Below are 22643 nucleotides of genomic sequence, written 5' to 3'. Positions count from 1 at the left end.
TTAGGTTTAGAAAGCCAGACCTGATTGTTTTTGGATCAGGTCTGGCTTTCTACATCGATTACTTATAGTGGAGGAACTTTACGCATACAGCTTCTGGAACCGTAACGTTAGATTGAAGAAGCGTTAGCTTTCCATTTTCTTGGTCTCTTTCAAACAGCACCAAGTTTCCTGTCTCTTGATTAGACGCCACAATAAATTGTTCCGTTGGATCTAAAACAAAATCGCGCGGCCAGTCGCCTTCAGTGCCTGTCCATTCTACGAATGTTAACTGTCCAGAATCCTGGTCTACTTTGAATGTTGCAATCGAGTTATGTCCGCGGTTTCCTGCATAGACAAAGCGGCCGTCTGAAGAAATGTGGATCGCACTCCCTTGATTATTTTCTGTAAAATCAGCCGGAATTGCTAAAGTAGCTTGTTGTTGAGTAAAGCTTCCTGTGCTTTCGTCATACGTTAAAAATAAAACTTCGGAGCTGAATTCTGTCATTGCATACGCATAGCGGCCATTTGGATGGAACGTTAAATGTCTAGGGCCCGAACCAACAGATGTAGAAAGGCTGTTGACTTCCTTCAATTTATTCTCTTCCACTTCATATGTCACAATTTCATCAATACCTAGGTCCACAACGGCCACGTGCTTTTCTCCAGGAGTAAAATCGGCATAGTGTACGTGTGGTTTTCCTTTTTGTCCTTTTTTGAGGTCTGAATGAGGATGTTCCACTACGGATGCTACATATTCAATTTCTCCTGTTTCTTCATTAACAGAATACGTCTCAACGCTCCCTTTATGAAAGTTAGCAGATAAAACAAGCGTATTATCTTCATTCACTGAAACGTAGCAAGGAGGCGCGCCGTCTAGCAGCTGTTTGTTTACAAACTTCAATTGCCCTGTGTTTGGATCAACCTTAAAAGCAGCTACGCCGCCTTTTTCTCCTTCTTTAATAACTGTATAAAGATGTTCGTTGTCTTTGCTTGCATTTAAGTATGTAGGATTTTCAATTTTAGCCACGGCTTTTACTTCTACAATTTTTTTAGCCTTCGTATCTAACGTAAATGTATAGACACCTTCACTGCCTGCTTTTGTATATGTACCTGCAAATCCAATAAATTTTCCATGTTCACTCATTTTCCTATACCCCTCCTAAAGAATTGTTTTGTTTCATTTATTTTACTATATCATACCGCATTTGTTATAGAGAATGCTCCAATTCAACGTTCATTTATCAGTTTTCCCTACATGCCTAGCGTCAAACCCTTCCTTTTTAAGCCTGCATCTTGCATTTCCCTACCATTGGGCGTTATGATTAAGGATGATTTTATATCGCCCAATAGCAGACGGTTCCTGTATTTCTTAGATTTTTAAATAAAGAAAAATGAACTGATGAATAGTCGACTTCCATCGCTATAACCGCTGCTCAACTTTTTTCGTAAAGTTACATCAAAAAAGGAGTGAACAACAATGATCACATTAAAAAGTGAACGCGAAATTAATTTAATGCACGAAGCAGGTAAATTATTAGCTTCTTGTCATAAAGAAATCGCTAAAATGATCAAACCAGGCATAACAACAATGCAAATTGATAAATTTGTTGAAGAGTACTTAGCAAAGCACGGAGCAACGCCGGAACAAAAAGGATACAAAGGATATCAATATGCAACGTGCGCTTCTTTGAATGATGAAATTTGCCACGGTTTTCCAACAACTAAACCGTTAAAAGACGGGGATATCGTAACCATTGATATGGTTGTAAATTTAAACGGAGGCTTAGCAGATTCGGCATGGACTCACACCGTTGGAGACATTTCAGACGAAGCACAGCGTCTAGTAGATGTTACATACGAAGCGCTTTTAAAAGGAATCGAGCAAGCACAGCCAGGAAACCGTACAGGTGACATCGGCCACGCTATTCAAAGCTATGTAGAAGGCGAAAAATTCTCTGTCGTACGTGACTTCACAGGACATGGAATTGGAAATACCATGCACGAAGCGCCTACAATTCTTCACTACGGAAAAGCTGGCAAAGGTACACGTTTAAAAGAAGGTATGGTTATTACCATTGAGCCAATGGTAAACGCTGGTACATGGCATTCTAAAATGGATAAAAACGGTTGGACTGCTCGTACAACAGACGGTAAATTATCCGCTCAATTTGAACATACGCTTGCGATTACGAAAAACGGTCCTCTTATTTTAACAGCACATTAAAAAACAGCCCTTTTGAGGCTGTTTTCTTAATGTAAAGGAAATTTAATAACAAAAACTGTGCCGCGGGAAGAAGTAGATAATAATTTAATCTGTCCTCCGTGGCTTTCTAGAATACGCTGAGCAATGGGCAGACCAAGACCTGTGCCACTATCTTTTGACGTGGAAAACGGCTGGTACAGCGACTGCTGCATATGAACTGGAATACCTTTTCCAGTATCTTCAATGTATAGACAGTAGCTATCTTCATGAACCTGCGAGTAGATTGTAATAACTCCCTCTCCATCCATGGCTTCCATACTGTTTCGAATTAAATTATGAAGAACTTGTTTGATTTGTTTTTCATCTACCTTTAATACATGCGGCTGCAATTTCACATCGAAAATAAGCTTATCTTTTTCTGTAAATTTGCTTGAGTGAGTAATCAAAGGCAATAACTCATTAATAATATCCTGCATGCTGACTTTTTTCATCACCGGAGTCCCAGGCTTTGATAACAACAGCATTTCTTCAATGATGTAATTAATCCTCTCTAGTTCTTTCATAAGCAGAGGCAGGTAAAAACGCTTTTTCTCCTCATCAGAAAGAGACTGATTCATAAGAGATATAAATCCATGAATCACGGCAAGAGGATTACGAATCTCATGAGCAGCTCCGGCTGCCACTTCTCCAACCAAGGCAAGTTTCTCAGACTGATGCATTCGCTTTTCTAATTCTTCGGTATCCGATATATCAATGAAATAAAAAATCCTTCCAATGCTTTCGTTCTTCTCATTAAACAGCTGCGTTTGAGAGGCTAAAAAGCAATAGCACGTCTCTTTCGTTCCAAATAATACTTTTTTATTTTCGTGAATTTCTCCCGAATTCAACATGCTCCAAAATTCAGTATTATATTCAGGACATTCCTTCATATACCGGCAAATATCCTTTTCATCGAGATCTAAAAACTGTTTTGCTGAGGTATTAGCAAATATACTATTTGTCTCATCTTCTATTGTGATAATTCCAACAGGCAGTGAATTTAAGATCTGCTGGCGATATGCTTTATCTTTAATGATTTTCCAAAATGAATCTTCTAAACTAACCGACATTTGATTGATAGAAGCCGAAAGCTGCTTCAGCTCGATTTGCTTTGTGTCTTGAAGAACAAGACCGTATTCTCCGTCTGCAATGTCATTCACTTTTTCAATCATTTGTTCAATTGGTTTCGTAAGGCTTGCACTCATACGATAAGAAACATAAAGAGAAGCCACAATAGCACTTACTGTTAAAATTAATAGTAAAATTAATGAATCTTTAATAATAACAGACAGTGTATCTGATAGTGTATCAAGTGAATCAACCGTCTCTTCTTTTGAACTATTAATATCTTTTTTTATCTGATGCAGATCCGGCAAATAATTTCTCTTAAGATACTCTTTTGCTCCCTCTATATCTCCGTACTTCAGCAGTCCCTGCACGTTATTAGAAATCTTGAAATCAAGCAGCTCAATTTTTTCCTTCAGTGGAATCAACGATTTTGGCACAGGCTGCTTATACTTTTCATTGTCTTCAATAACTCGTGTATCATATGATTGATATTCTTCTATCAAAGAGACAGTGGGGTTCTTTAGATTATTTTTCACAATGTATTCTTTTATGTTCAGCTGCTCTTCCCAATAAGAAAGCCACACCATTTGAGGAACATCTTCATCTTTAATTTCGTTGCTTACATGATTCATTTTATCAATGGCATGCACTAAAACTAAAGAGAACCCGCTTAACATGAATGTAATCAAAAGAAGAATCGTTAATATTTGGCTACGGAATGACATGTTGCGAAATAATTGATTCATAATCATCTCTTTCTTTTTCATAGTTACTTCGGCTGTGTAGACATTCTAACTTTCGAATATAATATTTGTTTTTCTTGTTTACTGTACATTGGTCCAAAAGGCGCAAGCTTATAAACACCATCCCGGGCATCAAGTTTGACTTCTCCAGATCGAAGGCCCTTTTTACTAAAATAGTCTTTCATAATCGCGTTGTAAGCTTGAGGAACATCATTTATCACACTTGTTAAAATAACAGACCTCCCCATATACGCCTGATCATCTAAATATCCTATTACGTACATTTTTTGTTTTTTCGCTTCTTGAATCACTTCTTGATTATATGAATTTCCTTTAGCATAGACGATATCGACGCCTTCATCTTTTAACTCACGGAGCAGCTTTACTGCTTTTGCTCCATCGTCTCGGCTGTTTACCACTCGATAATAAAAAGCAATTGAGGAATCAGACGCTTTTAGGCCTTTTTCAAACCCTGGATTTTTTTCGCGTGCTTCAAATGCATCAATTAATCCAATTTTTTTCGTTCGTGTCTTCATGGCAGCTGCCGTGCCTGCCAGATACTCTATTTTTGTTTGATCAAATGTATATACAGTTTGGTTTTTATAACGTGAAGTACCGTGAATGGTGACGAAATGAACATGAGGATACTTAGGAGCGAGTTCTGTAAAAACGGTAGAAAATTCTCTTCCATGTCCAATTACGACTTTTGTTCCATTTTGAATAACTTTTTCAGCAGCTTCCTTCATTTTTTGGTTCGTATTTACTTCGCTAATAACTTGAGCCGAAACGGGGTACTTCTGCTCGATGTTGATTTTTCCTTTATAAGCTAGACTGCCCCAGCTTTGATCTGTCAGTACATCAGAGGTGAGAATTGCAACGCTTGTGTTTTCTACTTTTTTTGTCGTTTGCTGACTTATAATCCCTTGTGTTTTCGAAACAATAATAATTAAAAACGAAGCGACAACAATCAGGGCAAGCAATAAAATCAGCCTTAACTGTCTTGATCGTTGCATAGACCTTCTCCTTTTTGTTTAGCATACTTTCATTATATAAAAAAAGCATCTAAAAAGACTACATCTTTAACGAAATTCCAACTTTTTTCGACATTTCTTTCATATCTTACCTTTTTTAACACTTTCACTCCAAAAGAAAAAGCAGAAAACATCTGTTTTCTGCTTCGGCCTTCAATCTTCATCTTTTACGTCCATATCTTCAGGGATTGGCTCATTTAGGTATTCTTCAATTTGTTTTTTATACTTTTCCATTTGCTCTAAATGAGTGTTAAACTGCTCTTTATTTAATAAGTAGTTTTCACCATCAAATATAGCCCTTACTTTTCCTTCTTGAATCAATTTCTGTACATATTCTTCAGGGAAAGATAGATACTCTGCTGCTTCTTTTATCGTTAAATACATCCTGCTCCACCTTTTAGACGTTATAGTGTACTTCTTCTGTAGCTTTAACCATTAACTCATACTGACGCAAGCGAAGCTGGAATAATGTTAACGGATCATAGTAAGCTTCAGGATTGGCTTTCATATGACTTAATACGTCTTGATTTTCATTAATATGCGCCTGTGTTTCTTCAATCGTTTCTTTTAGAACCTCTTTTGGCTTTTCAAAGAATAGTTCAATATCAACTTCTAAATTTTTCTCAAATAAATTAAATTGCATAAAAAACTTTGCCAGCATAGATTCTGTGATATCTTGATAGTCTTGACTTTCAATGTACTTTTTATATTGATTATAAAGCAGCGTTTGATTTTGAAGAATGGAAGAAAACAGTTTTCCTGCTCCTTTTAACAAAAGCTGCGTTGGATTAACGCGAAGTAAAATATTTTCTTCATCCAGCTGAACCCGATTAGCCATACGATTAACGTCGCGGCGCCAGTCGTCCAGCACTTTAAAATCGCAGGCTAACGTTAATTTTTGCTCATTGTACATCTTATTTAATGACTCTGCTACTTCTTCAATATCTACTTGACTCGCAATCAGCTCTTCATTTGATGTAGCAATCCAGTCCTTTAAAGAAATGCGGAACTTAGGTAGAACATCTTGCTGCAAGTGCTCTTCCACGCGCATGTTCATTTGTTTATTCAGCTCAATATGAACCGTACTAAAATCACTGTCTTCCTTCACTAATTCTGAAGACTTTTTGAGTAAACGAGGAATTTTATTTTTTAGCTTTTTGCTGATATCCTCTTTGATGCCGTGATAAGCCGAAACAATACTACTTGCTTTTTCTTGTTCTAAGTCATCCACTCGATGCAAGAAGCCATTTAATCGCACAAGCATATCTTCGTTCCATTTAATACTTTCAATCAAATGATTTTCTGTGTGATTTCTCTTCTCCACTAAGCCCTTTAGCATGCTTTGAATAAAGAACAGCAGTCTGCGCGCACGCTCTTCTACTCCAACGTCGTTTGGATCGTAATAGAAATTAGCTTTAATAAACTGAGCCAAGTCTCCGTGGTGCTGACTCGATACGTAGTGAGGCGTATAGGCTAATACATGCGCCTGTGGGAAATCAGCGCCAATGCTTGCCTCAAATTCTTTTGTAATTCGCTCAATCGTTGCTTGATTATAAAGACTGTCCATATTGTTGATGACAAAATGAACTGGCGTATTTGGCGCATATTCTTTAATCTCCAGCAATAATTCTCTTTCTTCATCAAGCAGCGATTCTTTTGCATCAAGCACAAACAGTAAACCATCTGCTAAAGGAGCATATTTAAATGCATCCTGCTCACGCGCCTCTTGTTCTGTAAAGCTTGGCGTAACAATGCATGAACAATTATGCTTATCAAGGAACGCAAAAGGTTTTTTCACTTCTACAAGCGCCTGGTGAGAAGATTGCTCCGCTCCGTCAATCGTTTCCATCGGAATGATTTCTTGATCAGCGATTTGCTGGATAGATTCTTCTTCATCATGAATGAACACAAAGGTTGTTTCATGATTTTGCGGTACCTTTTCTTCTGTAATCGATCCCACAAATGAAGACGTTGCAGCATTTGTTCCTGTAATTAATAAGTGTGTCGTATGAGCATCTAATAAAAAGTCTACCCACCATTTAAAGGTGTGCCCCACTTCTAAACCATTTTCATTAGCCCATTTAATAATGCCATGGCAAAGTTTGTAGTGATATTCAAGACCATCAATGTCGTTACGCGCCTCAAAAATTAATCTGCCTGCATTTTCGATTGTAATGGTATCAATAGTTGACGGAAACTTTTCATTCCATGAAAGCACGGCCGCAGACGGAAATAACGCACGTGACTTATTAGTAATTTTAAGCCAGTTTGTTAATACGTTCGGAATGACTTCATGCAATTCCTTTACAGAATGATCACTTTCCATTAAGTCAGTGTACGTCTCTTGATAAAGAGTTGAAATCTCTTGCCAATAATCATAGAGACCCACTTCAATATTCAAGAAAATATCATTGATGGTTTTAATCCAAGCAAGATAAGGAGGCTGACTCTTATATTGTTTCCATAAAGCTGAGACAAGCTGTTTGAAATATACTTGGTCCACTTTGTAAAATGAAATCATCACTTGATAAAAATAGTTAGGGATAAAGTTTGCTGTATATCCTTTATCTACGTAAGTCTTTAATACCGCAAACCAATTCAGCGATTCTGTTCGAATACACTCATCTACTGCAAGCTCCACTGCGCTATTAAAATCTTCTTGCTCTTCATAAAATCTTCGCGCAATCGCCGTGACGTTTGGATAATCCGGCTGAGAAGCAACCAGCTCGTTAATAACTTCATAAGCTCGTTCAATATTGTTATGGTCCGTATAAAGCGAAAACAGCTTTAGCGCTATTTCAGCTTTTAATACTTTTGAATCCGTTTCGATGGATAGGTAAAGCTCTTCAGCGAGCGTAGACAACCCCAATTCATAATGTGCGTCGGCTGTATTTTTCTTCGCCCACAGCTTAAACTCGCCATTTACATTCTCCCACTTAAAAATCGCGGATTCAAAATCTTGATTGTGGAAGTACACTTCTCCCTGAGCTAAGCGAATGAGCGATAAGTCGTACCACTCTTTTTGCTGCTCTTCGTAATAAGCTTGTCCAAGGACTTTTACAGGCGGCTGATTTTCATTTTCTTGCATAAACGTTTCGTAATATTTCTTTTTCGTTAACTGATATTCTACCGTCATATAGTCTCTCCTTTTTGATGTCAATATTTTATGTACTCTATCAAATTCCCTTTTTTATACTTTTCATACACGATATTTTCTTACTCATATTTTACGCAAAAAAAGCCTCAAGAACTACTCTTAAGGCTTTTTTTATAACTTTTATACTATAAAAATGGCTATTTATCATAAATCGGCGCTGAAATAACAAATATATTAATAGGCATCCCGTCGAAACAGCCCCATTACTTCTACCGTTTCCGTAATATTTACGAAAGCTTCAGGATCCACAGATTGAATTAACTGCTTGAGGTTTGCAAGCTCATAGCGTGAAATCACCGTCATTAATATTTTACGGTCTTCTCTTGAATAAGCTCCTTCACCGTTCATTAACGTCACACCGCGCACCAAATTCGTAAGAAGCTGCTGCTTCATTTCTTCGCCTTTTCTCGTAATAATGGTTAACGTGAGCTTAATGTGGCGAGTATGAATCGCATCCACTACTTTTCCTGTGACGAAAATCGAAAGCATCGTATATAAAGCCGCGTCCCAATTCACAAAGAAACCTGAAACAAATACGACCACGGCATTCATCGCTGATAATATAGCGCCAAGCGGAAATTCTTTTTTATGCGTAAGAAGCATCGCAATAATATCAAATCCACCTGTTGAGGCTGACTGACGAAAAACAAACCCTACGCCAATTCCAGTTAAAACTCCTCCAAAAACAGCTGACAGAATAGGATCTGTACTAACAGCTCTCAAGGGAATCACGTATAAAGCAATTGATAAAGCCACAACGGACAGCAGCGTATGTAAAACAAACCGCTTTCCTAACTTCATAAAACCAATAATTAAAAGGGGTAAATTCAACAAAAAATTCATTGTTCCCGTGCTTGCAGGCGTTAAAATTCCTATAATCATAGCAATACCGCTAATGCCGCTGCTTAGCACTTTATGGGGGATTAAAAACCAATTGTATGCAAATCCAATTAACACAGAACCCGCTATAATAGCAATTGCTCTATACATGATGTCCCTTCACCTCTTACCACAAATATAATGTTTTCATTTATTGCTTCTTTATTATAATTCCTAAAATATTGAAAACCTTAAAAAAAGTATATTCAGAAATTTGCTGTGTTGGTGGGGTGGACAAACGGCAAAATAAAACGGACATACAAGCGGATAATGCTTTTATATCAAGCTTTTGCTGCTTTTGTTATAGAAATGCTACCTTTACCTTTTCCGTACTTATTTAACCTAAAAGAGGTTGAGACATCATAATGAAATGAATGTATTTTAAAGGCGAACAACTAGTATAGATGAGCTTGTATGGAACCGCAGTTGATTTCCGTGCAAGACTTCGCTTTCCGCGGGCGGCCGCTGAGCCTCCTCGTCGCTTGCGCTCCTGCGGGGTCTCACCTATTCCGCTTTTCCCGCAGGAGTCTTCGTCTTGCCCTCCAATCAACTGCTAAAAGGAACGAAACAGACGACACTTATTTGCCCTAACAAAAAAATAAACCACGAATCAAACATGTTAATTAATGGTTCGTTTTTTACTTGGGTTAAAATACTTTTGTCCCAGCCTCTTGGTGGAAAGTTATTTTAATTTTATTCTTCTTCATATAGACCATTAATAAATTCTTCAAATGAATGGGCGACGAAAAAAATACTGCTTTCAGGATTCTCATATGCTAGTTCATGATTTATAAAAACGATAAGAGGCCGCTGAGAGTTAGAACGGTAGTCAAAACATACATGGTTATCCGCTATGTCATCTCCAAATGGGTAAATACCATCAACTAGCTGGCATTTAAGATCATGGTACACGTTTAAAATGTAATCCTTTTTCTCCTGATTAAAACTTAGTAATTGGTAAAAAGAACATTCTCTCTTTCCAACATTAAATCCATCAGCTGAAGGTTCTCCACCATGATACTTTGTTACACATTCCATAAAGTAAATTGGAAATAATACATCCCATGCTTTTTCTACATCTAAAATGGTTTCTAAACTTACCTCTTTTTCATCCGTTTCCCACGTAATCAATTTGCTTCATCCATTTTGCCTTATGTATATTTAGGAATCTTTTTACTCCCATTTATAATTGCTTTTATTTGTTTCTCTATAAATCTTTTAGTATATTCCGTACTGTATTAAAAATAAAAGCCAATATAAAATACCACTACCATTCCTAATGATAGTGGTGTTTTAAACAATTTTCTTATTTTAATGTAAGCACCGCCACATTCTCCACATGGGTCGTATGCGGGAACATATCAACAGGCTGAACTTCAACCGTCTCATAGCCGCCTTTTTCTAGAATAGCTAGATCACGCGCAAGAGTTGCTGGTCCGCATGAAACATAGACAACTTTTTTCGGCTTCATCTCGATGATGGTATTTAAAAGGGCTTCGTCGCATCCTTTTCGCGGTGGATCTACGACGATGACGTCCGCTTTGATGCCTTGTTTGTACCAGTTTGGAATGACGACCTCTGCTTCGCCTACTTCGAATTCAGCGTTGTGAATACCGTTTAGCTCAGCGTTGCGCTTTGCATCTTCAATCGCTTCAGGCACGATTTCAACGCCATATACTTTTTTCGCTTTTTGAGCGAGAAATAACGAGATTGTTCCGATTCCACAGTAGGCGTCAATGACCGTTTCTTCTCCTGTTAAATCTGCATACTCGAGCGCTTTGTCGTAAAGCACTTTCGTTTGCTCAGGGTTTACTTGGTAGAATGATTTTGCTGAAATGGCAAATTTAACGTCGCCGATATAGTCGTAAATATATTCTTCTCCCCAAAGTACGTTCGTTTGGTTCCCTAAAATGACGTTCGTGCGCTTGCTGTTGACGTTTTGAACAATTGATTTCACGTTCGGCACGGCTTCGATAATGTCTTCTATAATACGCTTTTTGTTTGGCAACTCAGCTGTACGAGTCACAATTACAACCATAATTTCACCCGTTACAAGTCCGTAGCGCGCCATGATATGACGAAGCGAGCCTTTATGCTTTTGTTCTTGGTAAGCAGAAACCCCATGCTTTTCACAGATTGATTTGACAGCTTGAACAACATCATCATTTGCCTGCTGCTGAATCAAACAGGCATCCATGTTAATGATATCGTGGCTTCGCTGCTGATAAAACCCAGCGACCAAACCGCCTTCTCGCTCTGCTACGGGAACTTGAGCTTTGTTTCGATAGCGCCAAGGATCGTTCATTCCTAGCGTCGAATGTACCGGAACGTCAGGTAAATGGCCAATTCGCGCCATGACGTCTTTTACTTGCTTTTGTTTAAATTGCAGCTGTCCTTCATAGCTTACATGCTGCAGCTGACAGCCTCCGCACTGCTTGTATACCGGACAGGGTGCTTCAACACGCTGCTCACTAATTGTATGGTGCTTGATAAGCTTGCCAAACGCATAGCCTTTTTTTACTTTAATGACTTTTACTTGGCCGCTTTCGCCGGGCAGCGCATTTTGAACGAAAATAGGAAATCCGTTCACTTTCGCTACACCCGCTCCGTCATGCGTTAAATCTTCAAACGCAACATCTATATATTCATTTTTTTCTACAGGTGGTTTTAATTTTTCCATTTATCGTTACATCCTTTTAGTCATTTGAAAATGCTGAACTGATTGTACCATAAGAGCGAAAGCCAAACAAAGGAAAGCATGAAAAAAGATCGCAATTAGGCGATCTCATTTTTTTCCATCAATTCAGCTGTTGCTTTTGGAACAAAGATTTCTACATGGCGATATAAGTTTACAAATTCCCCAGGCAATAACCCACCGTACTCGCCATCTAGATTTAGCTGCATTTTATCATTCGTATGAATTTTAACACGGTTCGCTTTTGTATAAATAATATGAGGATCATTGATATGTTCTCCTCGCAGCGCAAGTGTCGCAATTCGAATAAACTCAGCTAAATTTGCTTTCTTTAAAATAATTAAATCAAACATGCCGTCATCTAAAGAAGAGTCTGGTGCCAGCTTTTCAAAACCGCCGACTGAGTTCGTTAAGGAAACGAGGAAGAACATAATCTCGCCGCCAAAGAATTTTCCGTCATACTCAATTTCAACGGATGTTGGTTTAATAGAAGGAAGCATTTCCATGCCTTTTAAATAGTAAGCTAGCTGTCCAAGCATTGTTTTTAACTTGCTTGGCACTTCATACGTTAATTCAGTTAAACGGCCGCCTCCGGCGATATTTACAAAGTAATGCGTTTCTCCGTCGTTTGTTACACAGCCTAAATCAATTGGCTTCGTTACACCTTCTACAATAACATCAACAGCGCCTTCAATTGTACGCGGGACATTAATGGCACGAGCAAAGTCATTGGTTGTTCCAACAGGAATAATACCTAGCTGCGGACGATAGTCTTGTCCGGCAATACCGTTTACGACTTCATTGATGGTACCGTCTCCACCGGCTGCAATTACAACATCAAAGCGGCGCTCTACTGCTACTTTGGCAGCTTCTGTTGCATCGCCAGCGCAAGTTGTAGCATGACAAGATGTTTCGTAGCCTGCTTGCTCTAGCTTTTGCAAAACTTCCGGTAAGTTTTTCTTAAAAATTTCACGGCCCGATGTCGGGTTATAAATAATTCTCGCTCTTTTCATATTCATCATCCTAATAATGATAATTTGTCACAAATCTTTGCCTACTTTTATCAGTGAAAGAATGCCCCCTCACATTACATCATCAACAAGAGGGGGCATGAACAAACATATTATAAAGAAATTAACCTTGATATACAATATTCACGTTTCGGTTTTTATTCATACCTTCAGCGCGATCGCCCTTACTCATAATAAATGTGAGATGGATACCCACCTCACATTTAGTTATCAAATTTAGCGTTTATTAATTTCTTCTAAAAGAATTTTATTAACCATCGGTGGGTTCGCTTGACCTTTTGAAGCTTTCATAATTTGACCAACTAAGAAGCCGATTGCACGATCCTTACCGTTTTTGAAATCTTCAATAGATTGAGGGTTTGCATCTAATGCATCTGTTACGAATTTACGTAAAGTTGCATCATCAGAAATTTGTACAAGACCTTTTTCTTTTACAATTTTCTTTGCATCTCCGCCATTTTCAATTAATTCTTTGAATACTTTTTTCGCAATTTTAGACGAAATTGTACCTTCTTGAATTAATTGAATCATACCAGCTAGACCTTCAGGTGTTAATGCTACATCTGAAAGTTCTTTTTGATTTGAGTTTAAGTAAGCAGAAACTTCACCCATTAACCAGTTAGAAGATAGCTTAGCATCTCCGCCTGCAGCAAGTGTTGCTTCAAAGAAATCAGACATTTCTTTTGTTAGCGTTAATACCATTGCATCATAAGCAGGTAAGCCAAGCTCTTCTACATAGCGCTTTTTACGAGCATCTGGAAGTTCAGGAATCGAAGCACGAACGCGTTCTTTCCACTCTTCGTCGATGTGTAATTCTAATAAGTCAGGCTCTGGGAAGTAGCGGTAGTCGTCAGATCCTTCTTTTACACGCATCAGAATTGTTTCACCCGTAGACTCATCAAAACGGCGTGTTTCCTGCTCGATTAGGCCACCAGACAATAACACTTTTTCTTGACGAATTTCTTCGTGTTCAAGACCGCGGCGCACATAGTTAAATGAGTTTAAGTTCTTTAGCTCAGCTTTTGTACCAAACTCTTCTTGTCCAACTGGACGTAAAGAAATATTGGCATCACAGCGAAGTGAACCTTCTTCCATTTTACAGTCAGATACGCCTGTATATTGAATGATTGATTTTAGTTTTTCTAAATAAGCATATGCTTCTTCAGGAGAACGCATATCTGCTTCCGATACAATCTCAATTAGAGGTGTACCTTGACGGTTGAAGTCTACTAGTGAATAGCCATCGCCTGTATGCGTTAACTTACCAGCATCTTCTTCTAAATGAAGTCGGTTGATACGAATGCGCTTCGTTTCACCTTTAACTTCTACTTCAATCCAACCGTTCTCGCCAATTGGTTTATCAAATTGAGAGATTTGATAAGCTTTTGGGTTATCCGGATAGAAATAGTTTTTACGATCAAACTTTGTATCTGTTGCGATTTCACAGTTTAGCGCAAGCGCCGCTTTCATTGCAAAATCAACTGCTTCTTTGTTTAACACAGGTAGTACGCCAGGATAACCTAAGTCGATTACACTTGTGTTAGCATTTGGAGCCGCACCAAATGCGTTTGGACTTGCTGAGAAAATTTTAGATTTTGTCTTAAGCTCAACGTGTACTTCAAGACCAATAATCGTTTCAAAGTTCATCTTTATCTCACCCCTTACAGTGCTGGTTTCGCTTTATGATGCTCAGTTGCTTGTTCGAATGCATGAGCAACACGATAGATTGTGCTTTCGTCGAAATGCTTACCGATAATTTGTAACCCTAATGGCAATCCATTTGATAAGCCGCAAGGCACAGAAATACCAGGTACTCCAGCAAGGTTTACTGGGATTGTTAAAATATCGTTTGCATACATTGTTAATGGATCATCTGTTTTCTCACCAATTTTGAATGATGGAGTTGGTGTAGTTGGTCCAATGATAACGTCATAGTTTTCAAATACAGACTCAAAGTCTTGCTTAATTAACGTACGTACTTGCTGTGCTTTTTTGTAGTAAGCATCATAATAACCAGAGCTTAACGCAAATGTCCCAAGCATGATACGGCGTTTTACTTCGTTTCCAAAGCCTTCGCTTCGAGACTGCTTGTACATTTCGATTAAGTTCTCAGCATTATCTGTACGGTATCCGTAGCGAACGCCGTCAAAACGAGATAAGTTAGCAGACGCTTCAGAAGAAGATAATAGATAATACGTAGCTAATGCGTATTTAGAGTGTGGAAGCGATACTTCTTCCCAAGTTGCGCCTAGTCCTTCTAACACTTTTAGTGCATCTAAAACAGACTGGCGAGCTTCTTCGCCCACACCTTCGCCTAAGTATTCTTTTGGAACAGCAATTTTAAGGCCTTTTACGTCACCTGTTAAAGCAGATACATAATCCGGTACATCAACATTAGCAGAAGTAGAATCCATTGGGTCTACGCCTGAAATTGCTTGAAGTAAGTATGCATTATCTTCAACAGAATTTGTGATTGGTCCGATTTGATCTAAAGAAGATGCGAATGCCACTAATCCGTAACGAGATACGCGACCATACGTTGGTTTTAATCCAACAACACCGCAATAAGCAGCTGGCTGACGAATTGAACCACCTGTATCAGAACCTAAAGAGAACGGAACTTCTCCTGCTGCTACAGCTGCAGCTGAACCACCGCTAGATCCACCCGGTACGTAATCTAAATTCCATGGGTTGCGCGTTAACTGAAGACCTGAGTTTTCAGTTGAAGAACCCATTGCGAATTCATCCATATTTAATTTACCGATTGTTACTGCTTCAGCTGCCTGCAGTTTTTGAACAACTGTTGCATCATAAATCGGATCAAAGTTTGCTAGAATTTTACTAGAGCAAGTTGTACGTAAATCTTTTGTGACAATATTATCTTTTACACCGATCGGCATACCAAATAATAGGCCAAATTCATCTTTTGTTTGTAATGCTTCATCTAGCTCTTTTGCATAAGCACGAGCGTTGTCTTCATTAAGCGCTAAGAACGCACCTACTTTATCATCTACTTCATTAATACGTTTGTATGATTCGTCTACTAAATCTTGTACACGTACTTCTTTCTTGTGTAAAAGGCTATGTAGTTCTGAAAGTTTACGATCGAATAAAGACATCGTAAAGCCTCCTTCCTTATTCTAAAATAGTTGGTACTCGAATGTAGCCATCCTTGTGGTCTGGCGCGTTTTTTACTACGTCTTCAATTGGTAAGCCTTTAGCTGGCTTATCTTCACGCATCACGTTTTTCATATCCAATACGTGAGAAGTTGGTTTTACATTTGTAGTATCTAGCTCATCTAATTGTTCTGCATATGTAATAATAGCATCTAATTGTTTTGTAAATAGTTCTGCTTCGTCATCCGTCACCGCAAGTCTCGCTAAGTTTGCAACGTGTTTTACTTGATCAACAGAAATTCTTGACATGTTCCTTCACCTCCGAATATTCGTCCCACTACAATATACTGATAATACCAAACTTCACTAGCAACAGGCAACATTTCTGAGACTAGTTCCTAAAATATTAAAAACCCCGCCAGACAAGACAGGGCTTACATTTATCACTTCTATTTTATACCAAATCTATTTCATTCAAACAACATTCCATACTTTTCCTTCGTCATAAAATATTTCTCTCTTGCATAGGTATAAAATAACCTTCTTTTTAGAAAAGATAGATAGAAAGAGAAACATGCTTTAGAAGAACACACCACCATGTTTTAATTTCACTAGTCTTTGGGAAAGTAAAGAAAACGAATAACTACTTTACCGTAAAAGAGGTGCTATAAAAATTGAATAAAATACTTATACAGTCAGTCATCCACCAGCGCCCTGTGTATCAGCAAAGCGGAAGATGGTTTGTATTAGATGAAGAATTCAAGTGGGATTTGTCCACCTTGCAAAAAGATGTTTTTGCTTGTTTAAATAAAGCCTTTCATATTCCTATCATTTTTTGTGATTCATGTGAAGCCAATAAAATTGTCTCCGCTCTTGGAGAAGAAGAAGCAGAATACCTGCAGTTTGCCTCAGGTGTTTACTGGCGAGAAGTCGGCATTATATTTATTTTTAAATTTGATGACTACCTTCCGCTTGTTGAAACCATCTTTCACGAGCTGCGTCACTATATTCAAGATCACATCCCTTATTATCAGAAAGAATTTGAGCTGGATAAAAAACGCCCGTATGAAGAGCGGACAACCGAACAAGATGCATTTGCATTTGCTGCTTATTATCTTGCTAAGTTTACGAGACAAAATTCTCACGCCATTTCTTCATAGGAGGCAATTTCATAGAATTAAAAAAAGACACTGCTTGAGCAGTGTCTTTTTTTGCTTACTCTTCGTAAATATGAACGAACGGCTTGTCTTCATCTGCTTTTCTAACAATAAGAGCTTCCGGTCCGCTTACTGAGTTAATAGAGATACTCGTTTCCATATATGAAGGGAAATGATCAAGCATTAAACCAGCAACGTACTGAGTAAATCCTACAATTTCACCTTTTCCATAAAATTGTACGGGAATATCAATCGTCATTTTTTGAAGCTGTCCATCTTTGTAATACCCTTTCCCTACTACGCTTGTAAAGTTTGGGAAGTAGTCTTCGATTTGCGCTTTAAACTCATCAAACTTCATCGCATCATCTCGGTGATCTTTTGTTGCATCTGATGATGGGAATAAATAATATTGCTCGTCTAAATTATCCCAGCTGCCAACGGCCGTATCATTTGAACCTGCATTTCCGACAGCTATAAAGTTACCCGGTGTTAAAGAGGACTTAGCACTTTGTTTGAATAATGCTACTCGAACTGGCACATTTTCTAAGCCTTTGATGTTGCGCATACGCTTAACAATTTCATCTGCCATTTGCTTTCCTTGCGCTTCAATCTCTTTATTTGTAAGCTTCACTTCACGTGCATAACCATTTTCTTCTGTATAATAATGAACAGAATTCATCGCTAAGCCGATTGTGACGCCTCCAAGTTTTACCTTGTCGTCTCCGTCTTGAATAAGGTAGTCTTGTTCAGTAATGTTCGCTAAGTACATTGGACTTGTTTCGTTACGAGTTTTCAAATCGCCTTTTTCTGTATCAATTGGGTTTAACCCATTGTTTTTAAGCTTCTTTTTCGCCGTATCATCTTTTGTTTTGCTTTGAAGATCTTTAAACTGTTTATCACTCAGCTTACGGCTTAACCATGAGCGAATAGTATCTTTATCAAGGTACTGGCCTTCTTGATACACATATTTTTTCGGAGAATAGCTATCTGTCGATAAGCGCATTAAGCCTGTTTCAAATTCTTGCGCATCCAAGCGGTTATTTAAGTTTGCTGCTACTAAGCCTCTTGCCACTCCCGCTTTAAATGGAAGAATTGTTCGGTAATAATCGTCTGAAATACTATACTTCGGAATAACTGCTTTTTCTTTCTTGTTGTTGGTTTGTTGAACAGTCTCTTTATCGTCCGAAAGGTTCGGTGCACACGCTGAAGTTACAAGCATGACCGCAAGAGAAAGTAACAATATCTTTTTCAACTACACACACCTCTTATTTATTTAATTCCGTAAGTAGCCTTGCTTCATCCCATACTTCAATTTCAAGCTCGTTAGCTTTTGTCAGTTTGGAACCAGCCTCTTCCCCTGCCACAACAAGGTCTGTCTTTTTACTTACGCTTCCTGTGACTTTACCGCCAAGTGCTTCAATTTGTGCTTTTGCCTCATTGCGAGATAGCTGTTCAAGCTTACCTGTTAATACAACGGTTTTACCAGCAAAAACAGAATCTACATTTTCTACACTTACAAGCTTGGGTCCTTTGTATGTAAGGTTTACTCCATACTCTTTTAATTCATGTATAAGTTCTTGAACCTCTTCTTGTGTAAAGTAAGCGACAATAGCATCAGCCATTTTGGCACCAATTTCATTAATTGCCACTAATTCATCATACGTTGCTTTTGTTAACTTGTCTATGGTTTCAAAGTGCTGAGCTAACGTCTTTGCAGCTTTTGCTCCAACGTGGCGAATGCCCAAACCAAAAAGCAAACGCTCAAGTGAATTTTCTTTAGAAGCTTCGATGGCCGCAATCAAATTATCAGCAGATTTCTCACCCATGCGCTCAAGCTCGATTAACTGCTGTTTTGTCAGCGTATAAATATCTGCTACATCTTTAATTAACTGTTCACGAAATAATTGTGATATAACTTTTTCACCAAGTCCATCAATGTTCATCGCATTGCGGGACACGAAATGAATAAGTCCTTCACGAATTTGAGCAGGACAGCTTGGATTAATGCAGCGAAGCGCAACTTCTCCTTCTAAACGTACCAGTTCACTTTCACATTCAGGGCAGTGAGTGGGCATCGTAAACTCTTGCTCTTCTCCCGTTCGCTTCTCTTCAATCACATTCACTACTTCAGGAATAATATCTCCTGCTTTTTTCACCACGACATAATCTCCGATGCGAATGTCCTTTTCACGAATCAAATCTTCATTGTGAAGAGACGCACGCTGTACCGTCGTACCTGCTACTTGAACCGGCTCCAAAATAGCTGTTGGCGTAATGACACCTGTCCGGCCTACCGTCAGCTCAATATTTACAAGCTTGGTTACAACTTCTTCAGCAGGAAACTTATAAGCAATAGCCCAGCGTGGACTCTTGGCCGTTGTTCCAAGCTCAGCCTGCTGATCAAATGAATCTACTTTTACAACAATGCCATCAATATCATAAGATAGTTCTGGACGTTTCGTTTGCCAGCTTTCGATATAAGCAATCACATCATCAATGGTTTCACACGTCTGTCTTTCTTTATTTGTTTTAAAGCCAAGATCATCGAGTAAATTCAAACTTTCGCTGTGAGAGTCGATTTCTAATTCTCCTGTATCAGTCATGGCATAGACAAAGATATCTAAATTACGTTTTGCCGCAATTTTAGGATCTAGCTGACGCAGTGAGCCAGCAGCTGCGTTACGGGGGTTAGCAAACGGAACTTCATCTCTTTCCATTTTTGCTTCATTAAGTGCTTCGAATGATTTCCTCGGCATAAATGCTTCTCCGCGAACTTCCATTGATAACGGTTCTTTAATTCGCAGTGGAATCGAGCGAATTGTTTTTAAGTTTTCAGTAATATTTTCACCAGTCGTACCATCTCCGCGCGTAGCACCCAGCACTAAGTATCCATCTTCATAGCGAAGAGATACAGCAAGGCCATCAATTTTAAGTTCGCATACATAAGAAAACTCGTCTTCAACGGCTTGGCGCACTCGGCGATCAAAATCTCGAAGGTCTTCTTCATTAAATGCATTTCCTAAACTTAGCATAGACGTTTGATGCTGAACCTTCTCAAACGCATCGAGCACTTGGCCGCCGATGCGCTGAGTAGGTGAGTCAGCTGTTTTTAATTCTGGAAACGATTCTTCTATTTCAATTAACTCATTCATTAATTTATCGTATTCTGCATCTGGAACAGATGGCTGATCTAACACATAATATTCATAACCATATTGATTTAATAAGTCACGTAATTCTTGAACGCGTGATTTTGCTGTCTCAAACTCCATATTCTAGCTCCTTTTCACGATTACACTTTCGTAACCGGGGCAAATTTAGCAAGCAGTCTTTTTACACCTGTAGGACTAGGAAAAGCAATGTCTAATTCTTTTGAGTCTCCTTCTCCTTTTACACTTACAACTGTACCAATTCCCCATTTTTTATGCTCGGCCTTATCTCCAACGCTCCATCCAATCGATTCACTGCCCGTTGATACAAGCTTCGTTGTTGCCACGGCCGCTTGTCGGCGCGCTGCAAACGGCGAAGCTGAAGCCCCTGAACGACCAGCAGCAGGCTTGCGCATCGTTTCATTTAAAGATTCCACAAGCTCGCTTGGGATTTCTCCAATGAAGCGCGATTTTGGATTGACGTTTGTTTTACCAAATAGTGTACGCATTTGAGCATTTAATAAATACAATTCTTGTTCAGCACGTGTAATCCCTACGTAGGCTAAGCGTCGTTCTTCTTCCATTTCATTATCTTCGAATAACGATCGGCTATGAGGGAATACGCCTTCTTCCATACCCATTAGGAAAACAACCGGGAACTCTAGACCTTTTGCTGAGTGAAGCGTCATCAGAATCACTTGTTCGTTCTCTTCTTCTTCCTCGTCGTCAAGCTTATCGATATCAGCAACAAGCGCTAAATCGGTTAAAAATGCTACTAAGCTCTTATCTTCACTTGCTTCTTCAAACGTTTTTGTAACAGATAAAAACTCATCAATATTCTCTAAGCGACTTTGTGCTTCAATTGTTTTTTCTACTTTAAGCGCTTCACGGTACCCTGTTCTTTCTAATACTTGTTCCACAAGCTCTGTTACAGACATATAGTCTTGCATTTGAGCTAAGTTTGAAATCATGGATTGGAAATCACGAAGTGCTTTTGTTGCTTTACCCGTTAACCCCATCAATTCTACTTCATCAAGCGCTTTGAAAATAGAAATGTCATGAACGTTTCCGTAATTGGCTACTTTATCGACTGAAGTAGCTCCAACTCCGCGTTTTGGAACGTTCACAATACGAGCTAAGCTAATGTCATCATCTTGGTTGGCAATTAAGCGCAAGTACGCAAGCAAATCTTTAATCTCTTTGCGGTCGTAGAACTTAATCCCGCCGACAATTGTATAGTTAATATTGGATTTTAGCAGTACTTCCTCCATTACACGCGACTGTGCATTTGTACGATACAAAATGGCAAAATCGCTATATTTACGTTTGCCGCTGTCTACTGCTTCTTTGATTTTACGTGCTACAAACTGTGCCTCATCATGCTCACTCATTGCTTGGTAATGATAAAGCTTCTGGCCTTCATCGTTTTCCGTCCATAAGTTTTTCACTTTACGATTCATATTGTTTGCAATGACGCCGTTTGCCGCAGCCAAAATCGTTTTCGTTGAACGATAATTTTGTTCAAGCAAAATGGTTTTGGCTTTTGGGTAATCTTTTTCAAATGACAAGATATTTGTAATATCAGCCCCGCGCCAGCGGTAAATAGACTGATCTGAATCCCCTACTACGCATACATTTTCAAATCGTGCGGCTAGCAAGCGAACCAGCATATATTGTGCATGGTTTGTATCTTGATACTCGTCCACATGAATATATTGAAACTTGCGCTGATAGTACGTTAACACTTCAGGAACTCGTTTAAATAACTGAATCGTTGTCATAATCAAATCATCAAAATCGAGCGCTTGGTTTTTCTTTAAACGCTTTTCATACTCTTTATAGACTTTACTTACAACTTCTTCATATGGTCCTGCTGCTGTTTTATCAAATTCTTCCGCTACTTTCAGTTCATTTTTAGCTGAACTAATGCTTCCTAATAGCGAGCGCGGATCGAATTTTTTTGGGTCGATGTTTTGATCTTTTAAAATGTTTTTAATAACGGACAGCTGATCCGTTGAATCTAAAATCGTAAAGTTGCGATTAAAGCCAATACGATCAATATCTCTTCGTAAAATACGTACGCACATCGAGTGGAACGTTGAAATCCAGATATCTTCTGCCACTCCGCCAACGATACTTGCCACACGCTCTCTCATTTCACGAGCTGCTTTGTTTGTAAAGGTAATAGCTAAAATATTCCAAGGTGCAACTTCTTTTTCCGCCATTAAAAACGCAATTCGATGCGTTAATACGCGTGTTTTCCCACTTCCTGCACCGGCCATAAGTAATAATGGTCCGTCTGTTGTTTTAACTGCCTCTTGCTGCTGAGGGTTTAATCCTGTTAATAATTTTTCACTTAAAAAATTCACGTTTTCACCGCCTATATCGAACATAT

18 protein-coding genes are annotated in these 22643 nt (G+C 38.7%); 2 read left to right on the top strand and 16 right to left on the bottom strand.

Annotated elements, in window-relative coordinates; translation table 11 throughout:
- Window positions 1-58: 58 nt before the first annotated feature.
- Entirely contained in the window at window positions 59-1123 is a 1065-nt protein-coding gene (locus tag ACRPLQ_RS23080) for a lactonase family protein (protein WP_028412510.1), read from the bottom strand.
- Between the two features lie 333 nt (window positions 1124-1456).
- Here ACRPLQ_RS23080 and map point away from each other — a divergent pair, with 333 nt between their 5' ends.
- Entirely contained in the window at window positions 1457-2203 is a 747-nt protein-coding gene (map, locus tag ACRPLQ_RS23075) for a type I methionyl aminopeptidase (protein WP_025752900.1), read from the top strand.
- Window positions 2204-2229: 26 nt separating this feature from the next.
- Here map and ACRPLQ_RS23070 read toward each other — a convergent pair whose 3' ends face one another.
- The 12 genes from ACRPLQ_RS23070 to gatC all read right to left on the bottom strand — a co-directional run bounded on the left by ACRPLQ_RS23070 (window position 2230) and on the right by gatC (window position 16251).
- Window positions 2230-4035 (bottom strand): ATP-binding protein, encoded by a 1806-nt coding sequence (locus tag ACRPLQ_RS23070; RefSeq protein ID WP_028412511.1) that lies wholly within the window; start codon window positions 4033-4035, stop codon window positions 2230-2232.
- A gap of 23 nt (window positions 4036-4058) precedes the next feature.
- Complete coding sequence (locus ACRPLQ_RS23065; protein WP_028412512.1) at window positions 4059-5045, bottom strand: BMP family ABC transporter substrate-binding protein; 987 nt, start codon at window positions 5043-5045, stop codon at window positions 4059-4061.
- Between the two features lie 171 nt (window positions 5046-5216).
- Window positions 5217-5447 (bottom strand): helix-turn-helix domain-containing protein, encoded by a 231-nt coding sequence (locus ACRPLQ_RS23060; protein WP_013055062.1) that lies wholly within the window; start codon window positions 5445-5447, stop codon window positions 5217-5219.
- Window positions 5448-5460: 13 nt separating this feature from the next.
- Entirely contained in the window at window positions 5461-8199 is a 2739-nt protein-coding gene (locus tag ACRPLQ_RS23055) for a GTPase domain-containing protein (protein ID WP_033580823.1), read from the bottom strand.
- 195 nt (window positions 8200-8394) lie between these two features.
- Window positions 8395-9210 carry a YitT family protein gene (locus tag ACRPLQ_RS23050; RefSeq protein WP_013055060.1) on the bottom strand — a complete coding sequence of 272 codons (816 nt, stop codon included), beginning with the start codon at window positions 9208-9210 and terminating at the stop codon, window positions 8395-8397.
- 226 nt (window positions 9211-9436) lie between these two features.
- Window positions 9437-9649 carry a hypothetical protein gene (locus tag ACRPLQ_RS23045; protein WP_080974221.1) on the bottom strand — a complete coding sequence of 71 codons (213 nt, stop codon included), beginning with the start codon at window positions 9647-9649 and terminating at the stop codon, window positions 9437-9439.
- 143 nt (window positions 9650-9792) lie between these two features.
- The gene (locus ACRPLQ_RS23040) at window positions 9793-10230 is read right to left on the bottom strand and encodes an SMI1/KNR4 family protein (RefSeq protein ID WP_049162726.1); all 438 of its coding nucleotides are present in this window, start codon (window positions 10228-10230) and stop codon (window positions 9793-9795) included.
- Between the two features lie 175 nt (window positions 10231-10405).
- Entirely contained in the window at window positions 10406-11779 is a 1374-nt protein-coding gene (gene rlmD, locus ACRPLQ_RS23035) for a 23S rRNA (uracil(1939)-C(5))-methyltransferase RlmD (protein ID WP_047751760.1), read from the bottom strand.
- Between the two features lie 95 nt (window positions 11780-11874).
- A complete protein-coding gene (locus ACRPLQ_RS23030; RefSeq protein ID WP_028410196.1) occupies window positions 11875-12807 on the bottom strand; it encodes a diacylglycerol kinase in 933 nt (310 codons plus the stop codon).
- Between the two features lie 234 nt (window positions 12808-13041).
- Complete coding sequence (gene gatB / locus ACRPLQ_RS23025) at window positions 13042-14472, bottom strand: Asp-tRNA(Asn)/Glu-tRNA(Gln) amidotransferase subunit GatB (protein ID WP_013055057.1); 1431 nt, start codon at window positions 14470-14472, stop codon at window positions 13042-13044.
- Between the two features lie 14 nt (window positions 14473-14486).
- A complete protein-coding gene (gene gatA, locus ACRPLQ_RS23020) occupies window positions 14487-15944 on the bottom strand; it encodes an Asp-tRNA(Asn)/Glu-tRNA(Gln) amidotransferase subunit GatA (RefSeq protein WP_013055056.1) in 1458 nt (485 codons plus the stop codon).
- A 16-nt stretch (window positions 15945-15960) separates the two neighbouring features.
- The gene (gatC, locus tag ACRPLQ_RS23015) at window positions 15961-16251 is read right to left on the bottom strand and encodes an Asp-tRNA(Asn)/Glu-tRNA(Gln) amidotransferase subunit GatC (RefSeq protein WP_013055055.1); all 291 of its coding nucleotides are present in this window, start codon (window positions 16249-16251) and stop codon (window positions 15961-15963) included.
- 365 nt (window positions 16252-16616) lie between these two features.
- Between gatC and ACRPLQ_RS23010 the strand changes: the two genes are divergently transcribed.
- Window positions 16617-17102 carry a DUF3920 family protein gene (locus tag ACRPLQ_RS23010; RefSeq protein WP_047751762.1) on the top strand — a complete coding sequence of 162 codons (486 nt, stop codon included), beginning with the start codon at window positions 16617-16619 and terminating at the stop codon, window positions 17100-17102.
- 55 nt (window positions 17103-17157) lie between these two features.
- On the opposite strand, the gene ACRPLQ_RS23005 is transcribed toward ACRPLQ_RS23010, so the two are convergent.
- Genes ACRPLQ_RS23005 through pcrA form a run of 3 tightly spaced genes read right to left on the bottom strand, consistent with a single transcriptional unit; the run spans window position 17158 to window position 22641 of the window.
- Entirely contained in the window at window positions 17158-18351 is a 1194-nt protein-coding gene (locus tag ACRPLQ_RS23005; protein WP_014461929.1) for a CamS family sex pheromone protein, read from the bottom strand.
- Window positions 18352-18364: 13 nt separating this feature from the next.
- Window positions 18365-20371: an NAD-dependent DNA ligase LigA gene (gene ligA, locus ACRPLQ_RS23000; protein ID WP_028412523.1), complete on the bottom strand. Its 2007-nt coding sequence runs from the start codon at window positions 20369-20371 to the stop codon at window positions 18365-18367.
- 20 nt (window positions 20372-20391) lie between these two features.
- Entirely contained in the window at window positions 20392-22641 is a 2250-nt protein-coding gene (gene pcrA, locus ACRPLQ_RS22995) for a DNA helicase PcrA (RefSeq protein ID WP_432236285.1), read from the bottom strand.
- Window positions 22642-22643: the final 2 nt, after the last annotated feature.

This window comes from Priestia sp. TRN 1309 (genome assembly GCF_050846875.1).
GTDB lineage: Bacteria > Bacillota > Bacilli > Bacillales > Bacillaceae_H > Priestia > Priestia zanthoxyli.
Note: the sequence above shows the minus strand (reverse complement) of the source record. Positions and strands in the feature narration are given on the sequence as shown.